Annotated in this window: 22 protein-coding genes and 1 tRNA gene; 20 read left to right on the top strand and 3 right to left on the bottom strand. The window is 66.7% G+C overall.

Going from position 1 to position 19,872, the window contains the following annotated elements; genetic code table 11:
- The first annotated feature begins 20 nt into the window (after positions 1-20).
- Entirely contained in the window at positions 21-668 is a 648-nt protein-coding gene (locus AC5P5M_RS03545) for a hypothetical protein (protein ID WP_053519373.1), read from the top strand.
- A 91-nt stretch (positions 669-759) separates the two neighbouring features.
- Here AC5P5M_RS03545 and AC5P5M_RS03540 read toward each other — a convergent pair whose 3' ends face one another.
- Entirely contained in the window at positions 760-1,497 is a 738-nt protein-coding gene (locus AC5P5M_RS03540) for a DUF3011 domain-containing protein (protein ID WP_164153046.1), read from the bottom strand.
- A 158-nt stretch (positions 1,498-1,655) separates the two neighbouring features.
- Here AC5P5M_RS03540 and aspS point away from each other — a divergent pair, with 158 nt between their 5' ends.
- The 18 genes from aspS (at position 1,656) to queC (ending at position 17,707) form a co-directional block, all read left to right on the top strand.
- Entirely contained in the window at positions 1,656-3,407 is a 1,752-nt protein-coding gene (gene aspS / locus AC5P5M_RS03535) for an aspartate--tRNA ligase (RefSeq protein ID WP_053519369.1), read from the top strand.
- A gap of 16 nt (positions 3,408-3,423) precedes the next feature.
- Positions 3,424-3,747: a DNA primase gene (locus AC5P5M_RS03530; RefSeq protein WP_478053941.1), complete on the top strand. Its 324-nt coding sequence runs from the start codon at positions 3,424-3,426 to the stop codon at positions 3,745-3,747.
- A gap of 31 nt (positions 3,748-3,778) precedes the next feature.
- The gene (locus AC5P5M_RS03525) at positions 3,779-4,300 is read left to right on the top strand and encodes a GNAT family N-acetyltransferase (protein WP_065182592.1); all 522 of its coding nucleotides are present in this window, start codon (positions 3,779-3,781) and stop codon (positions 4,298-4,300) included.
- 79 nt (positions 4,301-4,379) lie between these two features.
- Positions 4,380-5,012, top strand: coding sequence for an esterase/lipase family protein (locus AC5P5M_RS03520; protein WP_053519363.1), 633 nt, complete (start codon positions 4,380-4,382; stop codon positions 5,010-5,012).
- Positions 5,013-5,205: 193 nt separating this feature from the next.
- Positions 5,206-5,937 (top strand): YebC/PmpR family DNA-binding transcriptional regulator, encoded by a 732-nt coding sequence (locus AC5P5M_RS03515; RefSeq protein ID WP_180875520.1) that lies wholly within the window; start codon positions 5,206-5,208, stop codon positions 5,935-5,937.
- Positions 5,938-6,042: 105 nt separating this feature from the next.
- Positions 6,043-6,564: a crossover junction endodeoxyribonuclease RuvC gene (gene ruvC / locus AC5P5M_RS03510; protein WP_053519359.1), complete on the top strand. Its 522-nt coding sequence runs from the start codon at positions 6,043-6,045 to the stop codon at positions 6,562-6,564.
- A 13-nt stretch (positions 6,565-6,577) separates the two neighbouring features.
- Positions 6,578-7,171: a Holliday junction branch migration protein RuvA gene (gene ruvA, locus AC5P5M_RS03505; RefSeq protein ID WP_053519357.1), complete on the top strand. Its 594-nt coding sequence runs from the start codon at positions 6,578-6,580 to the stop codon at positions 7,169-7,171.
- Positions 7,172-7,219: 48 nt separating this feature from the next.
- Complete coding sequence (locus AC5P5M_RS03500) at positions 7,220-9,139, top strand: potassium transporter Kup (protein WP_053519356.1); 1,920 nt, start codon at positions 7,220-7,222, stop codon at positions 9,137-9,139.
- Between the two features lie 245 nt (positions 9,140-9,384).
- Positions 9,385-10,425, top strand: coding sequence for a Holliday junction branch migration DNA helicase RuvB (gene ruvB / locus AC5P5M_RS03495; RefSeq protein ID WP_065174760.1), 1,041 nt, complete (start codon positions 9,385-9,387; stop codon positions 10,423-10,425).
- Positions 10,415-10,846 (top strand): tol-pal system-associated acyl-CoA thioesterase, encoded by a 432-nt coding sequence (gene ybgC, locus AC5P5M_RS03490; protein WP_053520250.1) that lies wholly within the window; start codon positions 10,415-10,417, stop codon positions 10,844-10,846. Before ruvB ends, ybgC begins: the two co-directional genes overlap by 11 nt.
- 10 nt (positions 10,847-10,856) lie before the next feature.
- Entirely contained in the window at positions 10,857-11,636 is a 780-nt protein-coding gene (tolQ, locus tag AC5P5M_RS03485; protein ID WP_053520249.1) for a protein TolQ, read from the top strand.
- Between the two features lie 24 nt (positions 11,637-11,660).
- Complete coding sequence (tolR, locus tag AC5P5M_RS03480; RefSeq protein WP_053520248.1) at positions 11,661-12,089, top strand: protein TolR; 429 nt, start codon at positions 11,661-11,663, stop codon at positions 12,087-12,089.
- A complete protein-coding gene (gene tolA / locus AC5P5M_RS03475; RefSeq protein WP_053520247.1) occupies positions 12,079-13,131 on the top strand; it encodes a cell envelope integrity protein TolA in 1,053 nt (350 codons plus the stop codon). The genes tolR and tolA overlap by 11 nt, the downstream gene beginning before the upstream one ends.
- 181 nt (positions 13,132-13,312) lie before the next feature.
- Positions 13,313-14,632 (top strand): Tol-Pal system beta propeller repeat protein TolB, encoded by a 1,320-nt coding sequence (tolB, locus tag AC5P5M_RS03470; RefSeq protein WP_053520246.1) that lies wholly within the window; start codon positions 13,313-13,315, stop codon positions 14,630-14,632.
- 64 nt (positions 14,633-14,696) lie between these two features.
- On the top strand, positions 14,697-15,215 hold the full coding sequence (pal, locus tag AC5P5M_RS03465; RefSeq protein ID WP_005418510.1) for a peptidoglycan-associated lipoprotein Pal: 519 nt from the start codon (positions 14,697-14,699) through the stop codon (positions 15,213-15,215).
- A gap of 3 nt (positions 15,216-15,218) precedes the next feature.
- Positions 15,219-16,034, top strand: a complete 816-nt coding sequence (ybgF, locus tag AC5P5M_RS03460; RefSeq protein ID WP_053520245.1) for a tol-pal system protein YbgF — start codon at positions 15,219-15,221, stop codon at positions 16,032-16,034.
- A gap of 229 nt (positions 16,035-16,263) precedes the next feature.
- Positions 16,264-16,965 (top strand): 7-carboxy-7-deazaguanine synthase QueE, encoded by a 702-nt coding sequence (queE, locus tag AC5P5M_RS03455; protein ID WP_180875522.1) that lies wholly within the window; start codon positions 16,264-16,266, stop codon positions 16,963-16,965.
- 76 nt (positions 16,966-17,041) lie between these two features.
- Positions 17,042-17,707 (top strand): 7-cyano-7-deazaguanine synthase QueC, encoded by a 666-nt coding sequence (queC, locus tag AC5P5M_RS03450; protein ID WP_053520243.1) that lies wholly within the window; start codon positions 17,042-17,044, stop codon positions 17,705-17,707.
- A 72-nt stretch (positions 17,708-17,779) separates the two neighbouring features.
- Here the strand turns inward: queC and AC5P5M_RS03445 are convergent, their stop codons facing one another.
- Complete coding sequence (locus AC5P5M_RS03445; protein ID WP_495205562.1) at positions 17,780-18,736, bottom strand: DUF2268 domain-containing putative Zn-dependent protease; 957 nt, start codon at positions 18,734-18,736, stop codon at positions 17,780-17,782.
- 175 nt (positions 18,737-18,911) lie between these two features.
- On the opposite strand from AC5P5M_RS03445, the gene AC5P5M_RS03440 reads away from it, so the two are divergent.
- A tRNA-Lys gene (locus AC5P5M_RS03440) sits at positions 18,912-18,987 on the top strand.
- 431 nt (positions 18,988-19,418) lie between these two features.
- On the opposite strand, the gene AC5P5M_RS03435 is transcribed toward AC5P5M_RS03440, so the two are convergent.
- On the bottom strand, positions 19,419-19,856 hold the full coding sequence (locus AC5P5M_RS03435) for a hypothetical protein (RefSeq protein ID WP_495205561.1): 438 nt from the start codon (positions 19,854-19,856) through the stop codon (positions 19,419-19,421).
- Positions 19,857-19,872 lie beyond the last annotated feature (16 nt).

The following is a 19,872-nucleotide window of genomic DNA, read 5'->3' as shown; positions in this document are numbered from 1 at the left end:
ATGGTCGTTAGGGTTGGGGCATGAAACTGCCTGCCCTCGTCACTGCTTCTGCCGCCCTGCTCACGCTCGCAGCCTGCTCACAGCCCTCGCATACGGTCGCCCACGACGTGGCGACGGCCCCGGCCGACGCCTTCATGGCTGCGATCGCCGCCCACTGCGGCCAGGCGTATGAGGGCAAAGTGGTGGAGGACACGCCGGCACCGACCGGCAAGGACCCCTTCGCCGGGCAGCGGCTGGTCATGCACGTGCGGGGCTGTGCCGATCCCGGGCATGAGCTGCGCATCCCCTTCCATGTTGGCGATGATCATTCGCGGACCTGGGTCCTGACCCGCACCGAGAGCGGGCTGCGGCTCAAGCACGATCACCGGCATGCCGATGGCAGCCCTGATGCGATCACCCTGTATGGCGGCGACAGCCGTCCGCCGGGTACTGCTGAACGCCAGCAGTTCCCGGCCGATGCCGATTCGGTAGCCATGTTCCGCCGCGCCGACATGCTGGCGTCCACCCACAACGTGTGGGCGATGGAGATCGAGCCGGACCAGCGCTTCGTCTACGAGCTGACCCGTCCCGAAGGCCGCCGCTTCCGCGTGCAGTTCGACCTGAGCAAGCCGGTGGCGTTGCCGCCGGCACCGTGGGGCGACGAGGCCCCGCCGGCAACCGCACCGTAGCGCTCGAATCGCGCCTGGCAGTGCCGGGCCATCCCCGGCGAGCGCGGCGGCGCCGGTGTTGGTGCCGCCGCGCGTCCGCAGGTTCGTTCGCTCAGCGCGTGCCGAAGCGGGCCCGGCAGCCGTTGCTCACCCAGACCTGGCCCCGCGAATAGCCCCAGCTGCGGCCCTCCTGACAGGCGCTGCCCGACAGCTGCTGCTGCAGCACGGGCCGGCCTTGGCGCTCGTCCCAGTCACAGTTCTGGACGCGGTTGTTGTTGCTGTTGCAGGTAATGGAGTAATTGCTGTTGCCGCCGCCGCCCCAGCCGCCGTTGCCGCCGCCCCAGCCACCGCGGGCTTCAGCGAACTCGGCGCGGCAGCCATTGCTGACCCACACCGCGCCATTGCGCACGCCCCAGGTGCGGCCTTCCTGGCAGGGACTGCCGGACAACTGGCGGACCAGGCGGGCATTGCGCCAGCCGACCGGACAGCTGCGTTCACGGTTGTTCTGGCTTTCGCAGCGGATGGTGTCGCCGTTGTTGCCCCCCCAACCGCCATTGCCACCGCCCCAACCGCCGCGACCCTCGACGAATTCGGCACGGCAGCCGTTGTTGACCCAGATGCTGCCGTTGCGGCTGCCCCAGGTACGGCCTTCCTGGCAGGCCGAGCCGGACAGCTGGCGTACCAGCTGCGCGCTGCGCCAGCCGGTAGTGCAGACCCGTTCGCGGTTGTTCTGGCTTTCGCAGCGGATGACGCCGTTCTGCGCGGCGGCGGGGGCGGGGGAGAGGGTGAGCCCGGCGAGGGCGCCCAGGCTGAGGGTGACGGCCAGGCTGGCCAGGGACAGCGTTTTCATGGCGAATCCCCATACGGTGTGTGGTGCGCGACTATAAGGACGGAACGGATAAAGCCCGTGTGACTGCCCCGCATTTGCCCCGGCCGGGGCCTCGGCCGCAGAATACGGGGCTTTCCGGCCCCATCGGGTGCCGGCGTTCTCCAGCGGAGCTTTCCCCCATGCGTACCCACTTCTGCGGCCTGGTCGACGAGACCCTGATTGGCCAGACTGTCACCCTCGCCGGCTGGACCGACGTGGCCCGTAACCAGGGCGGCGTCTGCTTCATCGATCTGCGCGATCATGAAGGCATCGTGCAGGTGACGGTCGAGGTCGACAACGCCGAAGTGTTCGCGGTCGCGGCCAGCCTGGGCTACGAGGATGTGCTGCAGGTGGAAGGCGTGGTGCGTGCCCGCCACGCGGTGAACGACAAGATGGCGACCGGCAGGGTGGAAGTGATCGCCACGGCCATTACCGTGCTGAACAAGGCGGCGCCGCTGCCGTTCCACGCCCACGAGAATCCGGGCGAAGATACCCGCCTGAAGTACCGCTACCTGGACCTGCGCCGCCCGGAAATGCAGCGCATGCAGCGCACCCGCATCAAGCTGGTGCAGGCGCTGCGCCGTCACCTGGATGCGCGTGGCTTCCAGGACATCGAAACCCCGATCCTGACCAAGGCCACCCCGGAGGGCGCGCGCGACTTCCTGGTGCCGGCGCGCATGCATCCGGGCGAGTTCTACGCTCTGCCGCAAAGCCCGCAGCTGTTCAAGCAGATTCTGATGGTGGCCGGCTTCGACCGTTACTACCAGATCGCGCGCTGCTTCCGCGATGAAGCGCTGCGTGCCGACCGCCAGCTGGAATTCACCCAGTTGGACATGGAGTTCGCTTTCGTGCGCGAGCGCGACGTGCAGGATTTCGTCGAAGAGATGATCCGCGCCATCTTCAAGGAAGTGGTGGACGTCGACCTGGATGCCAGCTTCCCGCGCATGACCTGGGCCGAAGCGATGCGCCGCTATGGGTCGGACAAGCCGGACCTGCGCATCGCGCTGGAACTGGTGGACGTGGCCGAGCTGGTCAAGGGCAGTGAGTTCCCGGTGTTCACCGGCCCGGCCAACGACGCCGATGGCCGCGTCGCCGCGCTGCGCATCCCCGGTGGCGCAGCGTTGAGCCGCAAGCAGATCGATGAGTACGCTGCGCACGCCGCCAAGTACGGCGCCAAGGGCCTGGCCTACATCAAGATCGCCGACAACGGCGAGGTCAGCTCGCCGATCCAGAAGTTCTTCAGCGAAGACGCCTTCGCCGCGCTGGTTGCCCACGTCGGCGCCGGCAAGGGTGACATCGTGTTCTTCGGTGCCGGTGGTTACAACAAGGTCTCCGACTTCATGGGCGCACTGCGCCTGAAGGCCGGCAAGGACTTCGGGCTGGTCGCCGATGGCTGGCGCCCGTTGTGGGTCACCGATTTCCCGATGTTCGAATGGGACGACGAGGCGCAGCGCTATGTCGCCCTGCATCACCCCTTCACCGCACCAGCCGTGGACGATATTGCCGACCTGCGCGCCAATGCCCGTACCGCGGTCTCGCGCGGCTACGACATGGTGCTCAACGGCAATGAAATCGGCGGCGGCTCGATCCGTATCCATCGCCCGGACATGCAGAGCGCGGTGTTCGAGCTGCTCGGCATCGGCGCCGAAGAAGCGCGTGCGAAGTTCGGTTTCCTGCTCGACGCGCTGAACTACGGCGCGCCGCCGCACGGAGGCATCGCATTCGGCATCGACCGCATCGCCGCGCTGATGGCCGGCACCGAGTCGATCCGCGACGTCATCCCGTTCCCGAAGACCACCGGTGCACAGGATCTGATGACCGACGCGCCGTCGCCGATCGTCGACGAGCAGCTGGCCGAAGTGCACATCCAGGTTCGCCCCAAGAAAAACTGATCAGGAGATCCAGGCAATGACCGAGTTTGCGTTTTCGCTGGAGTGGGAAAAGCTGGGCAATGAAGGCTCCGAGGCCAACCTGGTCACCGAGCGGGCACGCGTGTTCGGTGGTTGGCTGGTCCGCGTCGGCACCAACCCGTCGGCGATGGCCCTGACCTTCGTCGCCGACGGCGAAGGCCGCTGGGACGGTGAAGACTTCGGCGTCGAGGATTACGAAGACGACGAAGAGGAAGAAGAGTACGACGAGGACGAGGAAGGCGAAGAAGAGGACGAGGACGAAGAGGAGTACGAGGAAGAGGACGAGGAAGACGAAGGCGCGGAATCGCCTGAAAAGGCTTGACCCGCCCTTCGCGCTGACGTCAACTTCCTGCATGTACTCGATCCGCCGCGCCACCGTGGACGACGCGCCGACCTTGTCGGCGCTGGCCGCACGCACGTTCACCGAGACCTTCGGCCACCTGTATCCGCCGCAGGACCTGCAGGCGTTCCTGCAGGAGTCCTACACGGTCGAGCGCCAGCGCACGATCCTGGCTCACCCGGATTACGCCGTGTGGTTGCTGGAGCGGGAAGGGGAGGCGGTCGGTCATGCCGCCGCCGGCCCCTGTGGCCTGCCCCATCAGGATGTGAAAGCGGGGGATGGCGAGCTCAAGCGCCTGTACCTGGTCAAGTCGCAGCAGAGTTGTGGCTGGGGCAGCCGCCTGCTGGAAACCGCGCTGGCGTGGCTGGAGCGCGACGGCCCGAGGACACTGTGGCTGGGCGTGTGGTCGGAGAACTTCGGCGCACAGCGCTTCTACGCCCGTTACGGCTTCGAGAAGGCCGGGCAGTACCTGTTCCCGGTCGGCCAGACCAACGATCTGGAGTTCATCCTGCGCCGCGCGCCGCGAACGGCCTGAGCGCGTTCACCGCCGCTTTCTGCCGGCCTGTGTTCAATCACCTCACGTTTTCGCCCCGCTGATCGCCAGGCTGTTGCACATGACACCCCCCGTACTGCTGCTCCATGGCATCTGGAACGCCCGCGCCTGGGTAGGGCCGCTGGCGTGGCGCCTGCGCGCGCGCGGGTTCCGGGTGCAGACCTTTGGCTATTCCTCCGTGTTCGGCGGCCCGGATGTAGCGGTACCTCAGCTGTTGGAGCGTCTGGCCGATGCCGGACCGCTGTCGCTGGTCGGCCACAGCCTTGGCGGGCTGCTGGCGCTGGAGGCACTGCGCCGGCAACCGCAGCTGCAGGTACAGCGCGTGGTCTGCCTTGGCTCGCCGCTGCGCGGCAGCGGTACCGCGCGTTCGCTGTCCGAGCATGGCTGGGGCCTGGCCTTGGGCCGCAGCAGCGAACTGCTGCTTGACGGCCTGCCCGACTGGCAGGGCACGGCCGCGGTCGGCCTGATCGCCGGTTCGGTGCCGCATGGGCTGGGCAGCCTGCTCGGCGCGATCGACGATGCCTCCGACGGCACGGTGGCGCTGGCGGAAACCCGCCTGCCGGGTCTGGCCGATCATTGCGTGGTGCGTACCAGCCACAGCGGCCTGGTGGTTTCGCCCGATGCGGCACGGCAGACCGCGCACTTCCTGCGCCACGGCCGGTTCGATCACAGCCGCGACGCTGCGGCCGCGTAGGCGCCCGGTCGATGCGCACCGTCCGCCGGGCATGGCCCGGCGCTACCCCGGCAACGATCCTGCGGCGCTTTCCCCGGTAGCGCCGGGCCATGCCCGGCGAGCGCAGCGGCGTCCATCCGCCCTAGACACGGTTGCAGCGCCCGATCAGGTAGAATCCGCGCCTTGATCCTGAAGCAGCCAGACGGTAGCACCCATGGGTAGAGGCCCCTCCATCGAAGCCCGCAAGAACGCGTCCGACGCGAAGCGCGGCAAGATTTTCACCAAGATCATCCGCGAGATCGGCGTGGCCGCGCGCGGCGGTGGAGGCGACCCCAACAACAACCCGCGCCTGCGCGTGGCGATGGACAAGGGCCTGTCCGTGAACATGTCCAAGGACGTGATCGAACGTGCGATCAAGAAGGCCACCGGTGAGCTGGAAGGCGTCGACTACGAGGAAGTGCGCTACGAGGGCTATGCGCCCGGCGGTGTGGCGGTGATCGTCGATTGCCTGACCGACAACCGCGTGCGCACCGTGGCCGATGTCCGCCACGCGTTCAGCAAATGCGGCGGCAACATGGGTACCGAGGGCTCGGTGGCCTTCATGTTCAAGCGCCTGGGCGTGCTCAGCTTTGCCCCGGGTGCCGACGAGGAGGCGATCACCGAAGCGGCCATCGAGGCGGGCGCCGATGACATCGTCGTCTATCCGGACGATGGCTCGATCGACGTGGTCACCAGCCCTGACGCATTCAACGCGGTAAAGGAAGCGATGACTGCCGCAGGGCATCTCGCCGACCACGCCGAGATCACCTTCCGCGCCGACAACGACATCAAGGTCGAGGGCGAGGTCGCCCTGCAGGTCCGCAAGCTGCTGGACATGCTTGAAGACCTGGACGACGTGCAGGACGTGTATTCGAACGCCGAACTCGGCGCCGACGCCTACGCCTGAGCCGTCACCGACGGCCTGGGCGCGGGCCGTTGAACGGTCACCGCGGACAGTCATGAGCCCATACGCCTGCCAGCGCTTCCCGTTCCGCCCCGCCAGGAGCGCGGCATGACCCGCATCCTCGGCATCGACCCCGGTTCACAGCGGACCGGGGTGGGCATCATCGATGTCGATGCCGCAGGGCGCGTCATCCACGTCCATCACCAGCCCCTGGTGCTGCTGGGCGCCGACGATTTCCCGCAGCGGATGAAGCTGCTGGTGCTGGGTCTGGCCGACCTGTGCCGCGAGTACCAGCCGCAGGAAGTGGCGATCGAGCGCGTGTTCATGGCGCGCAACCCTGATTCGGCGCTGAAGCTGGGCCAGGCCCGTGGCGCAGCCATTTCGGCCGTGGTGCTGCGCGACCTGCCGGTGCACGAATACGCCGCCAGCGAGATCAAGCTGGCCGTGGTCGGCCGTGGTGGCGCGGAAAAGCAACAGGTTCAACACATGGTCGGGCTCATGCTCAACCTGAAAACCAAGCTGCAGGCCGACGCGGCCGACGCGTTGGCGGTAGCGATCACCCACGCCCACGTAAGGGCGACGGCCAACCGCCTGGGGCTCAGCGCCCGCCAGGCGTGGGGTCGCAAATGAGGAGCTGCACGCAATGATCGGTCGACTGCGCGGCATCGTCGCCTACAAGGCGCCGCCGTGGCTGGTGGTGGACGTGAATGGAGTGGGCTACGAACTGGAGGCGCCGATGAGCACCTTCTACGACCTGCCCGAGCTCGGACGCGAGGTCACGCTGTACACCCATTACGCGCAGAAGGAAGACAGCGTCTCGCTGTACGGCTTCCTGCGCGAGGGCGAGCGTCGGCTGTTCCGCGATGTGCAGAAGGTCAGCGGCATCGGCGCGAAGATCGCGCTGGCCGTGCTGTCCGCTGTCAGCGTCGAGGAATTCGCGCGCATGGTGCAGGCGGGCGACATCACCGCACTGACCCGCATCCCGGGCATCGGCAAGAAGACGGCCGAGCGCATGGTGCTGGAGCTGCGCGACCGTGCGGCCCAGTTCGGTGCCGGCGGGGCGCTGCCGACCGGCAGTGGTCCGGCCCCGGCCGACCCGCTGTCCGATGCCACCGTGGCGCTGCAGCAGCTGGGCTACAAGCCGGCCGAAGCGGCCCGCATGGCCCGTGATGCCTTCAACGAAGGCGACGAAGTGGCCACGGTCATCCGCAAGGCCCTGCAGTCGGCGCTGCGCTGAGTCGCGTCCTTTTCCTCCCCCCATCGCCTGAGCTTCGCCAGGAGTCCCATGTCCAGCAGTCAAACCCCGCACGCAGCCGCCCCTGGCGGACACGGTCACGCCCCCCCGGCTGGGGGACTGGCGCTGGTCATCGGTGCGATCGGTGTGGTCTTCGGTGACATCGGTACCAGCCCGCTGTACACCCTGAAGGAGGCGTTCTCGCCGCACTACGGGCTCAACAGCGACCACGACACCGTGCTCGGCGTGCTGTCGCTGGCGTTCTGGGCGCTGAACATCGTGGTCACCCTGAAGTACGTGACCATCATCATGCGCGCCGACAACGATGGCGAGGGCGGCATCATGGCGTTGATGGCGCTGACCCAGCGTACGCTGCGCAACGGCTCACGCTCGGCCTACGTGGTGGGCATCCTGGGCATCTTCGGTGCGTCGCTGTTCTTCGGTGATGGCGTGATCACCCCTGCGATCTCGGTGCTTGGTGCCGTCGAGGGCCTGGAGGTGGCCGCACCGGGCCTGCACGCGTTCATCGTGCCGATCACCGTGGTGGTCCTGCTGATGGTGTTCGCCGCGCAGCGTTTCGGCACAGAGAAGATCGGCAAGGCGTTCGGCCCGATCACCTCGGTGTGGTTCATTTCGCTGGCGGCGATCGGCATCTACAACATCATCGATTCGCCGGAAGTGCTGAAGGCGTTCAACCCGTGGTGGGCCATCCGCTTCTTCATGGAGCACAGCTGGCACGGCATCTTCATCCTTGGCGCCGTGGTGCTGGCGGTCACCGGTGGCGAGGCCCTGTATGCCGACATGGGCCACTTCGGTGCCAAGCCCATCCGCCATGCCTGGTACTTCTTCGTGCTGCCGTGCCTGGTGCTGAACTATCTGGGGCAGGGCGCGCTGGTGCTGAACCACCCCGAAGCGGTGAAGAATCCCTTCTTCGAAGCGGTCCCCGACTGGGCCCTGTATCCGATGATCATCCTGGCTACGATGGCGGCGGTGATCGCCTCGCAGTCGGTGATCACCGGCGCGTTCTCGGTCTCGCGCCAGGCCATGCAGCTCGGCTACATCCCGCGCATGCGCATCAAGCACACTTCGCACGACACCATCGGCCAGATCTACATCCCGGGCATCAACTGGGGCATCGCGGTGATGGTCATCGGCCTGGTGCTGGCGTTCCGCAGCTCGTCGAACCTGGCCGTGGCCTATGGCATCTCGGTCTCGGCCACCATGCTGATCGATACGCTGCTGCTGGCCCTGGTCGCGCGCTCGCTGTGGCCGAAGGCGCGTCATTGGATCCTGCCGCTGTGCGTGGTGTTCTTCATCATCGACGTCGGCTTCGTCATCGCCAATGGCGCCAAGCTGCTGCAGGGCGCCTGGTTCCCGGTCGTACTGGGCATCTTCCTGTTCACCATGATGCGCACCTGGCGCCGTGGCCGCGAGCTGCTGCGCGACGAGATCCGCAAGGACGGTATCCGCATCGACACCTTCCTGCCGGGCCTGATGCTGGCGCCGCCGGTGCGCGTGCCGGGTACCGCGGTGTTCCTCACCGCTGACCCGACCGTGGCTCCGCATGCACTGATGCACAACCTCAAGCACAACAAGGTGCTGCATGAGCGCAACGTCTTCCTGCATGTGGAAACCCTGCCCATTCCCTATGCGATGGAGGGGCAACGGCTGAAGATCGAATCGGTGGGCGACGAGTTCTACCGGGTCTATGTCCGCTTCGGTTTCATGGAGACGCCGGACGTACCGTTGGCGTTGATGCGCTCCTGCGACCACGGCGGGATCTATTTCGATCCGATGGACACCACCTTCTTCGCCAGCCGCGAGACCATCGTCGCCACCGCCAACCGCGGCATGCCGATCTGGCGCGACAAGCTGTTCGCACTGATGCATCGCAATGCTGCGCCGGCCACGGGCTTCTTCCGGATTCCGGGCAACCGTCTGGTTGAGTTGGGCGCACAGGTCGAGATCTGACTGCCGGGTCGGAGCCCTTTTCCGCAGGAATGGGCTCCGATCCCATATCTTGCGTCATCCACACATCCATCCACGCATGGCGTGGATCTACTGTGTCGACCCAGGTCGACACCCACCAGGAACCGGACCCATCCCGCCATTTGCCAGGACGCCCGCTTCGGCTGTTGCTCTGGATGTTGCCGTTGCTTCTGCGGGCGCCGGGCGCAGCCCGGCCGAAACCCGCGCTTTTGCCGCATAATCAGCACATGACCGACGACCGCATCATCGGCGCCGGCGCCACCCGCGAGGATGACGCCGCCGACGCCAGCATCCGCCCCAAGCGACTGGCCGATTACCTGGGCCAGGCGCCGGTGCGCGAGCAGCTGGAGATCTACATCGAAGCGGCCAAGGCCCGCGGCGACGCGCTCGACCATGTGCTGATCTTCGGTCCGCCGGGGCTGGGCAAGACCACGCTCAGCCACGTCATCGCCAACGAGCTGGGGGTGGCGCTGCGGGTGACGTCCGGCCCGGTGATCGAAAAGGCCGGTGATCTGGCCGCCCTGTTGACCAACCTGCAGCCACACGACGTACTGTTCGTGGACGAGATCCACCGCCTGTCGCCGGTGGTCGAGGAAGTGCTGTACCCGGCGATGGAGGATTTCCAGATCGACATCATGATCGGCGAGGGCCCTGCGGCCCGCTCGATCAAGATCGACCTGCCACCGTTCACGCTGATCGGGGCCACCACCCGCGCCGGCCTGCTGACCGCGCCGCTGCGCGACCGCTTCGGCATCGTCCAGCGGCTGGAGTTCTACAGTGTCGAGGAGTTGACCCGGATCGTACGCCGCTCGGCCACCATCCTGGGCATCGACTGCACCGCCGATGGCGCAGGGGAGATCGCGCGCCGTGCGCGTGGCACCCCGCGCATCGCCAACCGCCTGCTGCGGCGGGTGCGCGACTACGCCCAGGTGAAGGCGGGTGGCCATATCGACGTGGCGGTCGCCCAGGCGGCCATGCAGATGCTCAAGGTCGACCCGGAGGGTTTCGACGAGCTCGACCGGCGCCTGCTCAGGACCCTGGTGGACTACTTCGACGGCGGCCCGGTCGGCATCGAATCGCTGGCCGCCGCGCTGTCCGAAGAGCGCGGCACGCTGGAAGACGTGGTCGAACCCTACCTGATCCAGCAGGGCTTCCTGGTGCGCACCGCGCGCGGCCGCATGGCCACCCACAAGGCGTACCGGCACATGGGCCTGAAGCCGAAGAACCCGCCGCAGGACCTGTTCGCGGAGGTTCCCGATGTCGGTTGAGCCACTATTCAGTTGGCCGACACGCATTTACTGGGAAGATACGGACGCAGGCGGGGTGGTCTACCACGCTCGCTACGTGGCCTTCATGGAACGGGCCCGGACCGAATGGATGCGCGCGCTGGGCTATGGCCAGGAGCGCATGCGCAGCGAACACGGCATGGTCTTCGCGGTACGTGCCATGCAGATGGACTTCATCCGGCCGGCGCGGCTGGATGACCTCCTGCAGGTGAGTGCCACGCTGGTCCAGCTGAAGAAGGCCAGCATGGTCTTCGATCAGCGGATCGAGCGCGACGGCGAACTGCTGCTGTCGGCGCAGGTCCGCATCGCCGCACTGGACGCGGCCAGTTTCCGCCCGCGTGGCATGGACGACGCCGTTCTTGCTGTGCTGCAACCCTACCTCCACCCCGAATCCGAACACTGAGGAACAACGGATGATCGCAACGCTCCTGGCCCTGCAGGCCACGGTCACCGAGGCACTGCCGGCTGACGTCAGCAACGCCGCGACCCAGACCCTTGCCCAGGCCACCACCGGCGGCGGCATCAACTACCTCGAACTGATGGCCAAGGCCAGCCTGCCGGTGAAGATCATCGTGCTGCTGCTGCTGGTCGGCTCGTTCGTCAGCTGGGTGATCATTTTCCGCAAGGCCCGCGTGTTCAAGCAGGCCACCCGCGAGGCGGACGAGTTCGAGAACCGCTTCTGGTCCGGCGCCGACCTGGGCAAGCTGTACAGCTCGGCCACCGACCGCAGCCGCAACGTGGGCGGCCTGGAGGCGATCTTCGAGGCGGGCTTCCGCGAGTTCACCCGCCTGCGCGACAAGCGCCGGCTGGATGGCCGTGCGCAGCTGGAAGGCGCGCAACGTGCGATGCGCACCACCTACACCCGCGAAGTCGATCAGCTCGAGCGCAATCTGGAACTGCTGGCCAACATCGGCTCGACCGCGCCTTACGTGGGCCTGGTCGGCACCGTGTTCGGCATCATGGTGACCATGCACGACATGATCAGCAGCGGCGCCCAGGCCGGCATCGCCTCGGTCGCCCCGGGCATCTCCGAAGCGCTGTTCGCCACCGCCATCGGCCTGTTCGTGGCGATCCCGGCGGTGTGGGCCTACAACCGCTTCACCACCCGTGTGGAGCGCATGTCGGTCCGTTTCGAGACCTTCGCCGACGAGTTCAGCTCCATCCTGCAGCGCCAGAGCGCTGGCGACGAGTAAGCGCCTGACCCGGGAGTCCAAGCCATGTCCGCTGCCATCGGTCGCCGCAAGCGCCGCAAGCTGAAATCGGAAATCAACGTCGTTCCCTATATCGACGTCATGCTGGTGCTGCTGATCATCTTCATGGTCACCGCGCCGCTGCTCACCCTGAGTTTCGACGTGGACCTGCCGAATTCCAATGCCAAGGCGCTGGAGAGCAAGCAGGATCCGGTGATCGTTTCGGTGCGCCAGGACGGCCAGCTGAGCCTGAAGCTGCCCGACGCCAAGGAGCCCACGGCCGTGTCTGCCGAGGAGCTGGAAGGGCGCCTGGCCGGCATCGCCGCACAGGACAAGGGCCTGCGCGTGATCGTCGCCGCCGACCGTGCCGTGGCCTATGAGAAGGTCATCGCGGCGATGGACGTGATCAAGCGCGCGAAAGTGGACAAGGTAGGCCTGGCCACCGATGCACGCTGAGACCCTGCCGCCTCCGCGACAGCAGGAACCGGGCTGGGGCCTGCCCCTGGCGCTGGCCGTGCTGGTGCACCTGCTGGTCGCGCTGGTGTTCATCCTGGCGTGGCTGTGGTCGCCCACGCGCAATACCGATGCCGCTGCCGGTGATCCCTCGGTCGAGGCCAGCCTGGCGCTGTCCGCGTCGGAGGCGGCCGCTGCGCGCCAGGCCCTGCGCCAGTCGGAGAAGCTGGAAGATCTGCCGCCGCCGGTTGCCGAGCCGATTCCGGTGCCCGAGGACACCATTCCACCGCCGCAGCCGATTCCCGAGCCACGTCCGCAGGATGCCCCCACGCCGCAGCAGCAACAGGCACAGGAGCGTGTCGCCCAGCCCGATACGCAGGACCAGGAGGCGGTGAGCGCACTGGCCATCTCGCAGGAGAAGGCCCGGCAGGAACAGGAAGCCAAGCGCCGCCAGGAGCAGATCGACCTGACCGAGCGCAAGCGCCAGGAAGAAGCCGAGCAGAAGCTGCGCCTGGCCAAGCAGCAGGAAGAAGACGCCAAGAAGAAGCGTGCCGAGCAGGAGCGGCAGGCCGCCGACCAGGCCGAGGCCGAACGGCAGAAGAAGATCGCCGAGATCCGTGCCAGGCGCGAACAGGCGGAGAAAGAAGCCAAGCTGGCCGAGCAGAAGCTGCGCCAGGTCGCCGCCGCGCGCAACGCCGCCGGCAGCGCGCCGGCCGGCAACACCGGTGCGGCACAGCCGGCCGCTGGGGGCGGTGGCAACAGCGACGATCTTTCGGCGAAGTACGCCGCCGCGATCCAGGCCAAGGTTCGCAGCGCCTGGACGCGTCCAGACAGTGTGCCGCTGGGCCAGCGCTGCCAGATCACCATCACCCAGATTCCGGGGGGGCAGGTGCTGCAGGCCAAGGTGGGCGCCAACTGCCCCTATGACGAAGCCGGCAGGCGTTCGATCGAGGCTGCAGTGCTTAATGCGCAGCCGTTGCCCTATCGCGGATTCGAATCGGTGTTTGCCCGCACGCTCAACCTGACCTTCACCGCGCAGGATTGATCGGCCGCGCGGGCCGGCCTGCGGGTCGCCCCGTCGCGCGGCAGCCGACCGATACGTTAATGGGGCGTGAGAGGACGGGCTGGAACTGACCCGGAATTCACGTACCCTTGGTTCATGATTGCGAAGCGGTTCACCGCCGCTTTGCTATCCCTCGTTCCGGTTTCCCCCTATTGAGCGCTCCATGAAGAAGATGCCTCGTTGGCTTGCCGTGTTTGCGGCCCTGTTGCTGCCCTTCGCTGCCGTCGCGCAGCAGAGGGGACTGGATATCGACATCATCGGTGGCAATGCGTCCGCGCTGCCGATCACCATCGTGCCGATGCCCTACCAGGGCTCGTCGGCCGCACCGCAGACCGATGTCGCCGGTGTGGTCCGCGCCGACCTGGAACGTTCGGGCCAGTTCCGCACCCTGCCCGAAGCGCAGATCGTGGAAAAGCCCGTCCGTGGCGGCGAGATCCAGTTCGCCACCTGGCGCGCGCTGAAGCAGAACTACATCGTGGTCGGCCGCGTGCTGGATGCCGGTGCCGGTGCCTACCGTGTCGAATACGAACTGTTCGACGTGCCGAAGGGCGAGCGCCTGCTCGGCCTGGCGATGACCGCCCGCGGCAATGCCATGCGCGACGTCGCCCACCAGATGGCCGATGCCATCTACGAGAAGATCACTGGTGTCCGGGGTGCCTTCTGGACGCGCATCGCCTACGTGACCGCCAGCGGCAAGGGCGACGCCATGCGCTATGCGCTGATGGTGGCCGACTCCGATGGCTACAACCCGCAGACCATCGTGCGTTCGGCCGAGCCGCTGCTGTCGCCGTCGTGGAGCCCGGATGGTGGCAAGCTGGCCTACGTCAGCTTCGAGCGCGGTAACTCGGCCATCTACATCCAGAACATCGCCACCGGCGCCCGTGAGCTGGTCACCAGCTTCCGCGGCATCAACAGCGCGCCTGCGTTCTCGCCGGACGGCCGCAAGCTGGCCCTGACCCTGTCGCGCTCGGGCAATCCCGAAATCTACGTGATGGACCTGGGCAGCAAGCAGCTGACCCAGCTGACCAACCACTTCGCCATCGATACCGAGCCGACCTGGGCACCGGACGGCAGCGCGGTGTACTTCACCTCCGACCGCGGCGGCCGTCCGCAGGTCTACAAGGTCGGTGCCGGCGGCGGCAGCGCCGAGCGCGTGACCTTCCAGGGCAACTACAACGCCAAGCCCTCGGTGTCCTACGACGGCAAGAAGATCGCCGTGGCCCAGGGCTCGGGCAACAGCTACAAGATCGCGATGATGGACAGCTCGCTGGGCTCGCCGCGCTGGAGCACCCTGTCCCCGGGTTCGCTGGATGAATCGCCGAGCTTTGCGCCCAACGCAAGCATGGTGCTGTACGCCGCCCGCGAAGGTGGCCGTGGTGTGTTGTATGCCGTTTCGGCCGATGCGCGGGTTCGCCAGCGCCTGGTTCTGGCCGATGGTGATGTGCGCGAGCCGGCATGGTCCCCATACCGTACCCAGCGCTAAAAGAGTGTTAATATTTTCGCTGTCTTGAACCCCTCATCGGCCTAGGAGCCACAAAGGTATCGCCATGAACAAGTCCACCCGTGTTCTGCTTGTTTCCCTGCTGTCTGTGGCCGTCCTGGCCGGTTGCTCGAAGAAGGTGAAGGAAGAGCCGGCAGCCCCGGTTGACACCGGCACCTCGACCACCACCCCGACCGGTCCGTCGACCTCCGGCCTGTACGGCCCGGGCGACCTGGATACCGATGCCTGCCTGCGCCAGCGCGTTGTCTACTTCGACCTGGACAAGGAAGACGTGAAGCCGGAGTTCCAGGCCATCATGGCTTGCCACGCCAAGTACCTGCGTGACCGCCCGTCCTCGCGCATCACCCTGCAGGGCCACACCGACGAGCGTGGTTCGCGCGCGTACAACCAGGCCCTGGGCGAGCGTCGTGGCAACGGCGTCAGCTCGGCGCTGCAGGCCAACGGTGGCTCGGCTTCGCAGCTGACCGTCGTGTCCTACGGTGAAGAGCGTCCGGTCTGCACCGAGTCGAACGAGTCCTGCTGGTCGCAGAACCGTCGCGTCGAAATCGTCTACACCGCGCAGTAATCCATGCGCATTGGCATCAAACTGATGCTGGTCGTTGCGGCAGCCCTCGTGGCTGCCGCACCGGCGCATGCACAGCGACAGAGTCTGGCCGATCGTGTCGGCGCGCTCGAGCAGCAGATGTACAACAACAGTGCCAACCAGGACCTGTTGAACCAGATCAACCAGCTGCGGCAGCAGGTGACCAGCCTGCAGGCCTCGATCGAGCAGTTGCAGCACGACAACGCCCAGCTCAAGCAGTCCGCCCAGGATCAGTACCTGGACCTGGACAGCCGCCTGAACCGGTTGGAAGGGGGCAATGCCCCGGTCCTGCCCCCCGTTCCGGCGAACGCGCCGCAGGCCGCACCGGCCCCGGCCAAACCGGCAGCGGCGGCCACTTCCGAGCGGCCGCCGTCCATCCATGGCGATCCCGGCAGTCTGGCCGCCACGGGCGACGAGCGCACCGCCTACAACGTCGCCTTCGATTCGCTCAAGGCCGGCAAGTACGATGATTCGGCGCAGCTGTTCCTGAGCTTCCTGCAGTTGTATCCGAACGGCGTGTACGCGCCGAATGCGCTGTACTGGCTGGGCGAGAGCTACTACGCCACCCGCAATTTCCCGATGGCCGAGACCCAGTTCCGCGAGCTGCTCTCACGCTATCCGACCCATGACAAGGCCGCGGGCGGCCTGCTCAAGGTCGGCCTCTCGCAGTATGGCGAGGGCAAGGTCGATCAGGCCCAGCAGACGCTGGAGACCGTCGTGGCGCAGTACCCCGGCTCGGACGCCGCGCGCACCGCGCAGGACCGCCTGCAGTCGATCCGCCTGGGCCAGCAGATCCGCTGACCGGGCGTACAATACGTGTCCCGTAGCGCCGAGCTCATGCTCGGCTGCTTTCGTTTCCGGATCGGCCAACCCGCCCGGATCCGGTAGCGCCGGGCCATGCCCGGCGGCTCGCATCACCGGCTGGGCCATGCCCGTCCGGTTGCTGTTGTAGAGCCGAGCCATGCTCGGCTGCTTTCGTTACCGGCCACGGTAGCCCATCCGCCACGTGTCCCACAAAGAAGTTCCCGCCATGACCGCCGTTATCCCGTCCAACGCCGTCGCCACCCCCAGCGACATCGTGCAGTCGCCCCTGCCGCGCCTGAAGATCACCGAGATCTTCACCTCGCTGCAGGGCGAAGCCGATACCGCCGGCTGGCCGACCGTATTCGTGCGCCTGACCGGCTGCCCGCTGCGCTGCCAGTACTGCGACACCGCCTACGCCTTCCACGGCGGCACCTGGTGGGATATCGACGACATCGTGGCCGAAGTGCTGGCCCAGGGCGTGCGTCACGTCTGCGTGACCGGCGGCGAGCCGCTGGCGCAGAAGCGCTGCCTGGTGCTGCTGCAGAAGCTGTGTGACGCCGGCCTGGACGTCTCGCTGGAAACGTCCGGTGCGTTGGACGTCAGCGCGGTGGACCCGCGCGTATCACGCGTGGTCGACATCAAGACCCCGGGTTCGGCCGAGGTGGCCCGCAACCGCTGGGAGAACCTGCCGCTGCTGACCGCACGCGACCAGATCAAGTTCGTCATCTGCAGCCGCGAGGACTACGACTGGGCCAAGGCCCTGCTGGCCGAGCACGAGCTGGTGAAGCGTTGCACGGTGTTCTTCTCGCCCAGCAAGGGGGAGATCACCGCGCGCCAGCTGGCCGACTGGATTGTTGAAGACCGGCTTCCGGTACGCTTCCAGATGCAGCTGCACAAGATTCTGTGGAACGATGAGCCGGGCCGCTGAGGCCACCCTTGTTTCCTGATGCAACTCCGGCGCGGGACAGCGTGCTGGCTTTCCTCCCCCAACCGGAAGATTTTCCATGAAGAAGGCAGTCGTGCTTCTCTCCGGCGGCATGGATTCAGCCGCCGTCATCGCCATGGCCCAGGAACAGGGCTTTGCCGTGCATGCCCTGAGCGTACGCTATGGCCAGCGCCACACCTCCGAACTGGATGCCGCCGCACGCGTGGCCAAGGCCCAGGGCGTGGTCGCGCACAAGACCGTGGATGTGGACCTGCGCAGCATCGGCGGGTCGGCACTGACCGATGACATCGACGTGCCCGAGGCCGGCGGTGCCGGCATTCCGGTCACCTACGTGCCGGCACGCAACACCATCATGCTGTCGCTGGCCCTGGGCTGGGCCGAAGTGCTGGGTGCCAACGACATCTTCTGTGGCGTCAATGCCGTGGATTACTCCGGCTACCCGGACTGCCGCCCCGAATTCATTGCCGCCTTCCAGACCCTGGCCAACCTGGCGACGAAGTCCGGCGTGGAAGGCGCGGGCATCAAGGTGCACGCGCCGCTGCAGTTCCTGAGCAAGGGCCAGATCGTCAGCGAGGGCGTGCGCCTGGGCGTGGACTTCGGCCTGACCGTGTCCTGCTACAACGCCGATGCCAACGGTGCCGCGTGCGGCCACTGCGATGCCTGCCGCCTGCGTGCACAGGGCTTCGCCGACGCCGGCGTGGCCGACCCGACGCTGTACGCCTGAGGTGATGGGGGCTGATGCCCCAATGGTGGGTGCCAACCTTGGTTGGCACTGAGCGCCGTGCATGGCCCGGCGCTACCGCTGCTGCAACCAACCCGAAGCTTCGATGAAGGCCCGCACCGCCTTGGGATCGGCGTAGTCCAGCTCGATCATCCGCGCGATCCCCGCCTTCTCATCGGCCTGCCGGCGCATGAACTCCTGCGCGATGCGATAGCCGGCGTAGTAGCCCACGTCGCTCACGCCGAACGGATTGCGGGCACTGTTGTACAGCCAGTTGTCCAGGTCATCGCCGTCCATCTCGGCGATGAACCGGGTGCGTATCTCCGCCTCGTGCAGCGGGCCGTAGTCATAGAGCGGCAGGGCAGGGCGCCTGCCGCTGATGCGCTCGGCGATGTACTCGGCCACACCCTCGCGTACCGCGTACTGCGCCAGATTGCCGGTGGTCTCGCGTTGCTGGGTGTGCACATACTCATGCAGGTTGTTCTGCGCGTTGTTCGCGCCGGGGCGGCTGTCATAGAAGATGCGCAGGCGGCTGCGCATCGGCTCCGGCAGTTCGCTGACATCCACGCGCTCGTCGCCCAGTGCCATCTCCGCACCGATCAGCACCTGGTCGCCCAGCGTGGTGCCGCCGGTACGCAGCACGCCCACCGCATAGGTGATCGTGGCCCGGCGCAGGGAGGGGTAGAGCGTGCGGAAGGCCATGAGATCCTGTTCCAGCGTCGCGCTGGCACTGCGGGCGTTGGTTGTCAGTGGCCTTACCGAGTTCCAGAACCGCGGCCACGCGCGCATGGCATCGGCATACTCGCGCGCGGTGTAATTGCGGACCTGCATCAGCGCATGCAGGCCGGGACTGCCCGGGTCGACGTAGTGCTGCTGCACGAGCGCCACCCGGCGCTCGGCATCGGGTTCGGCGCGCACCGCATCGTAGGTGGCCCAGAAGCGGGCGATGTCGTCGCTACGCACCGGGGACGGCGCTGCCAGCGCGGCGCCGGGCAACAGCAGTGCGGCGATCAGGGGCAGGCAGCGGCGCATCCAGGCTCTCCAGTGGGGATCAGGGATGGGATGCGCGGTGCGGGCGGAAGGTTTAAGCCGGTTCAAGCCGGCAGCCCGGGCGCTTGATTGCCCGGGCTGCGGGTATGGGGTTTCGCGTCGCGTGGCAAAGTGGGGTAGAATGCCCACCCCCGCCACGCGGCTGGGGCAGTGCACCGGGCCGTTAGCTCAGTCGGTAGAGCAGAAGACTTTTAATCTTTTGGTCGTAGGTTCGAATCCTACACGGCCCACCATTGCACTCAGAGACTTAGGCGTCCTTCGGGGCGCCTTTTCTTTGGATCGTCCTCCGCCTCAAGGCCAAGGGCAACGCGCTTCATTCTCCATCTGCGCCCCATTCTGCGGCTGCGCGCAGACGTTGCATGGGGCTGACGATTGCGTGTCGCTCACGACTTCACTTTCTGGCTTCGGAACAGCACATAGGCAAGGACAGCGGCGATCCCGGCCGGGATCAGCACGGCCGCAAGCACGATCATCCAATGCCAGAAGCTGAAGCTGCTCATACGGTTGGACCCTGGACTGGTGGCATGAATCCTAGCACCGCGCAGTCAACGCTGCGGCGGCCTGTTTTGATGCATGTGCGGCATGGAGCGGAGATGCTGGACGAAAATCCGACGCAGATCGCGGAGCATTCCAGGGCCGTACAGGAGTGCAAAGCGGAACTGGACTAGTTCATGCTCTCGGGGCTGAAGCCGCGCTTGAAGTGATACTCAACCAGCATCCACCCGCTGTCGATCCCTGTATGGGCCCAGGTTTCGATGGAGCCATCTGCCTGGCGATTCGTGATCGTGATCGCCTCGCCCTGCCGCCCTGAGGCGGGCAGCTCCACAGTTGAGCCGCTGGATGTTCGAGTCAGCGGCTGCGGCTCAATCTGCCTGCGGACAATCGAGATATCTCCCCCAGAGGTGATGGGCGCATGGCCGGGAGACCGTGCCTTGACCCACGCCAGAACGGACGCGGCCTCGACGGAGCCTGCTGGCCAGGTCGTCCGCGATTCCACGGTGGTGCGCGCCTTCACGGGTGTGGCCTCGGCAACGGCCAGTGCCGGGCCGACAGACACACTCGTCAACAGCGCGATGCCGAAAGCAAGCGACGTCATCTGCATGGGAATTCCTTTCCTT

It is taken from the genome of Stenotrophomonas sp. YJH_SMC_106-19 (genome assembly GCF_059368375.1).
This window is presented reverse-complemented; position numbering and strand designations above follow the sequence as displayed.

Coding starts and splice junctions, on each gene's coding strand:
- AC5P5M_RS03545 (WP_053519373.1), top strand. CDS start 21: ATGAAACTGCCTGCCCTCGTCACTGCTTCTGCCGCCCTGCTCACGCTC.
- AC5P5M_RS03540 (WP_164153046.1), bottom strand. CDS start 1,497: ATGAAAACGCTGTCCCTGGCCAGCCTGGCCGTCACCCTCAGCCTGGGC.
- aspS (WP_053519369.1), top strand. CDS start 1,656: ATGCGTACCCACTTCTGCGGCCTGGTCGACGAGACCCTGATTGGCCAG.
- AC5P5M_RS03530 (WP_478053941.1), top strand. CDS start 3,424: ATGACCGAGTTTGCGTTTTCGCTGGAGTGGGAAAAGCTGGGCAATGAA.
- AC5P5M_RS03525 (WP_065182592.1), top strand. CDS start 3,779: ATGTACTCGATCCGCCGCGCCACCGTGGACGACGCGCCGACCTTGTCG.
- AC5P5M_RS03520 (WP_053519363.1), top strand. CDS start 4,380: ATGACACCCCCCGTACTGCTGCTCCATGGCATCTGGAACGCCCGCGCC.
- AC5P5M_RS03515 (WP_180875520.1), top strand. CDS start 5,206: ATGGGTAGAGGCCCCTCCATCGAAGCCCGCAAGAACGCGTCCGACGCG.
- ruvC (WP_053519359.1), top strand. CDS start 6,043: ATGACCCGCATCCTCGGCATCGACCCCGGTTCACAGCGGACCGGGGTG.
- ruvA (WP_053519357.1), top strand. CDS start 6,578: ATGATCGGTCGACTGCGCGGCATCGTCGCCTACAAGGCGCCGCCGTGG.
- AC5P5M_RS03500 (WP_053519356.1), top strand. CDS start 7,220: ATGTCCAGCAGTCAAACCCCGCACGCAGCCGCCCCTGGCGGACACGGT.
- ruvB (WP_065174760.1), top strand. CDS start 9,385: ATGACCGACGACCGCATCATCGGCGCCGGCGCCACCCGCGAGGATGAC.
- ybgC (WP_053520250.1), top strand. CDS start 10,415: ATGTCGGTTGAGCCACTATTCAGTTGGCCGACACGCATTTACTGGGAA.
- tolQ (WP_053520249.1), top strand. CDS start 10,857: ATGATCGCAACGCTCCTGGCCCTGCAGGCCACGGTCACCGAGGCACTG.
- tolR (WP_053520248.1), top strand. CDS start 11,661: ATGTCCGCTGCCATCGGTCGCCGCAAGCGCCGCAAGCTGAAATCGGAA.
- tolA (WP_053520247.1), top strand. CDS start 12,079: ATGCACGCTGAGACCCTGCCGCCTCCGCGACAGCAGGAACCGGGCTGG.
- tolB (WP_053520246.1), top strand. CDS start 13,313: ATGAAGAAGATGCCTCGTTGGCTTGCCGTGTTTGCGGCCCTGTTGCTG.
- pal (WP_005418510.1), top strand. CDS start 14,697: ATGAACAAGTCCACCCGTGTTCTGCTTGTTTCCCTGCTGTCTGTGGCC.
- ybgF (WP_053520245.1), top strand. CDS start 15,219: ATGCGCATTGGCATCAAACTGATGCTGGTCGTTGCGGCAGCCCTCGTG.
- queE (WP_180875522.1), top strand. CDS start 16,264: ATGACCGCCGTTATCCCGTCCAACGCCGTCGCCACCCCCAGCGACATC.
- queC (WP_053520243.1), top strand. CDS start 17,042: ATGAAGAAGGCAGTCGTGCTTCTCTCCGGCGGCATGGATTCAGCCGCC.
- AC5P5M_RS03445 (WP_495205562.1), bottom strand. CDS start 18,736: ATGCGCCGCTGCCTGCCCCTGATCGCCGCACTGCTGTTGCCCGGCGCC.
- AC5P5M_RS03435 (WP_495205561.1), bottom strand. CDS start 19,856: ATGCAGATGACGTCGCTTGCTTTCGGCATCGCGCTGTTGACGAGTGTG.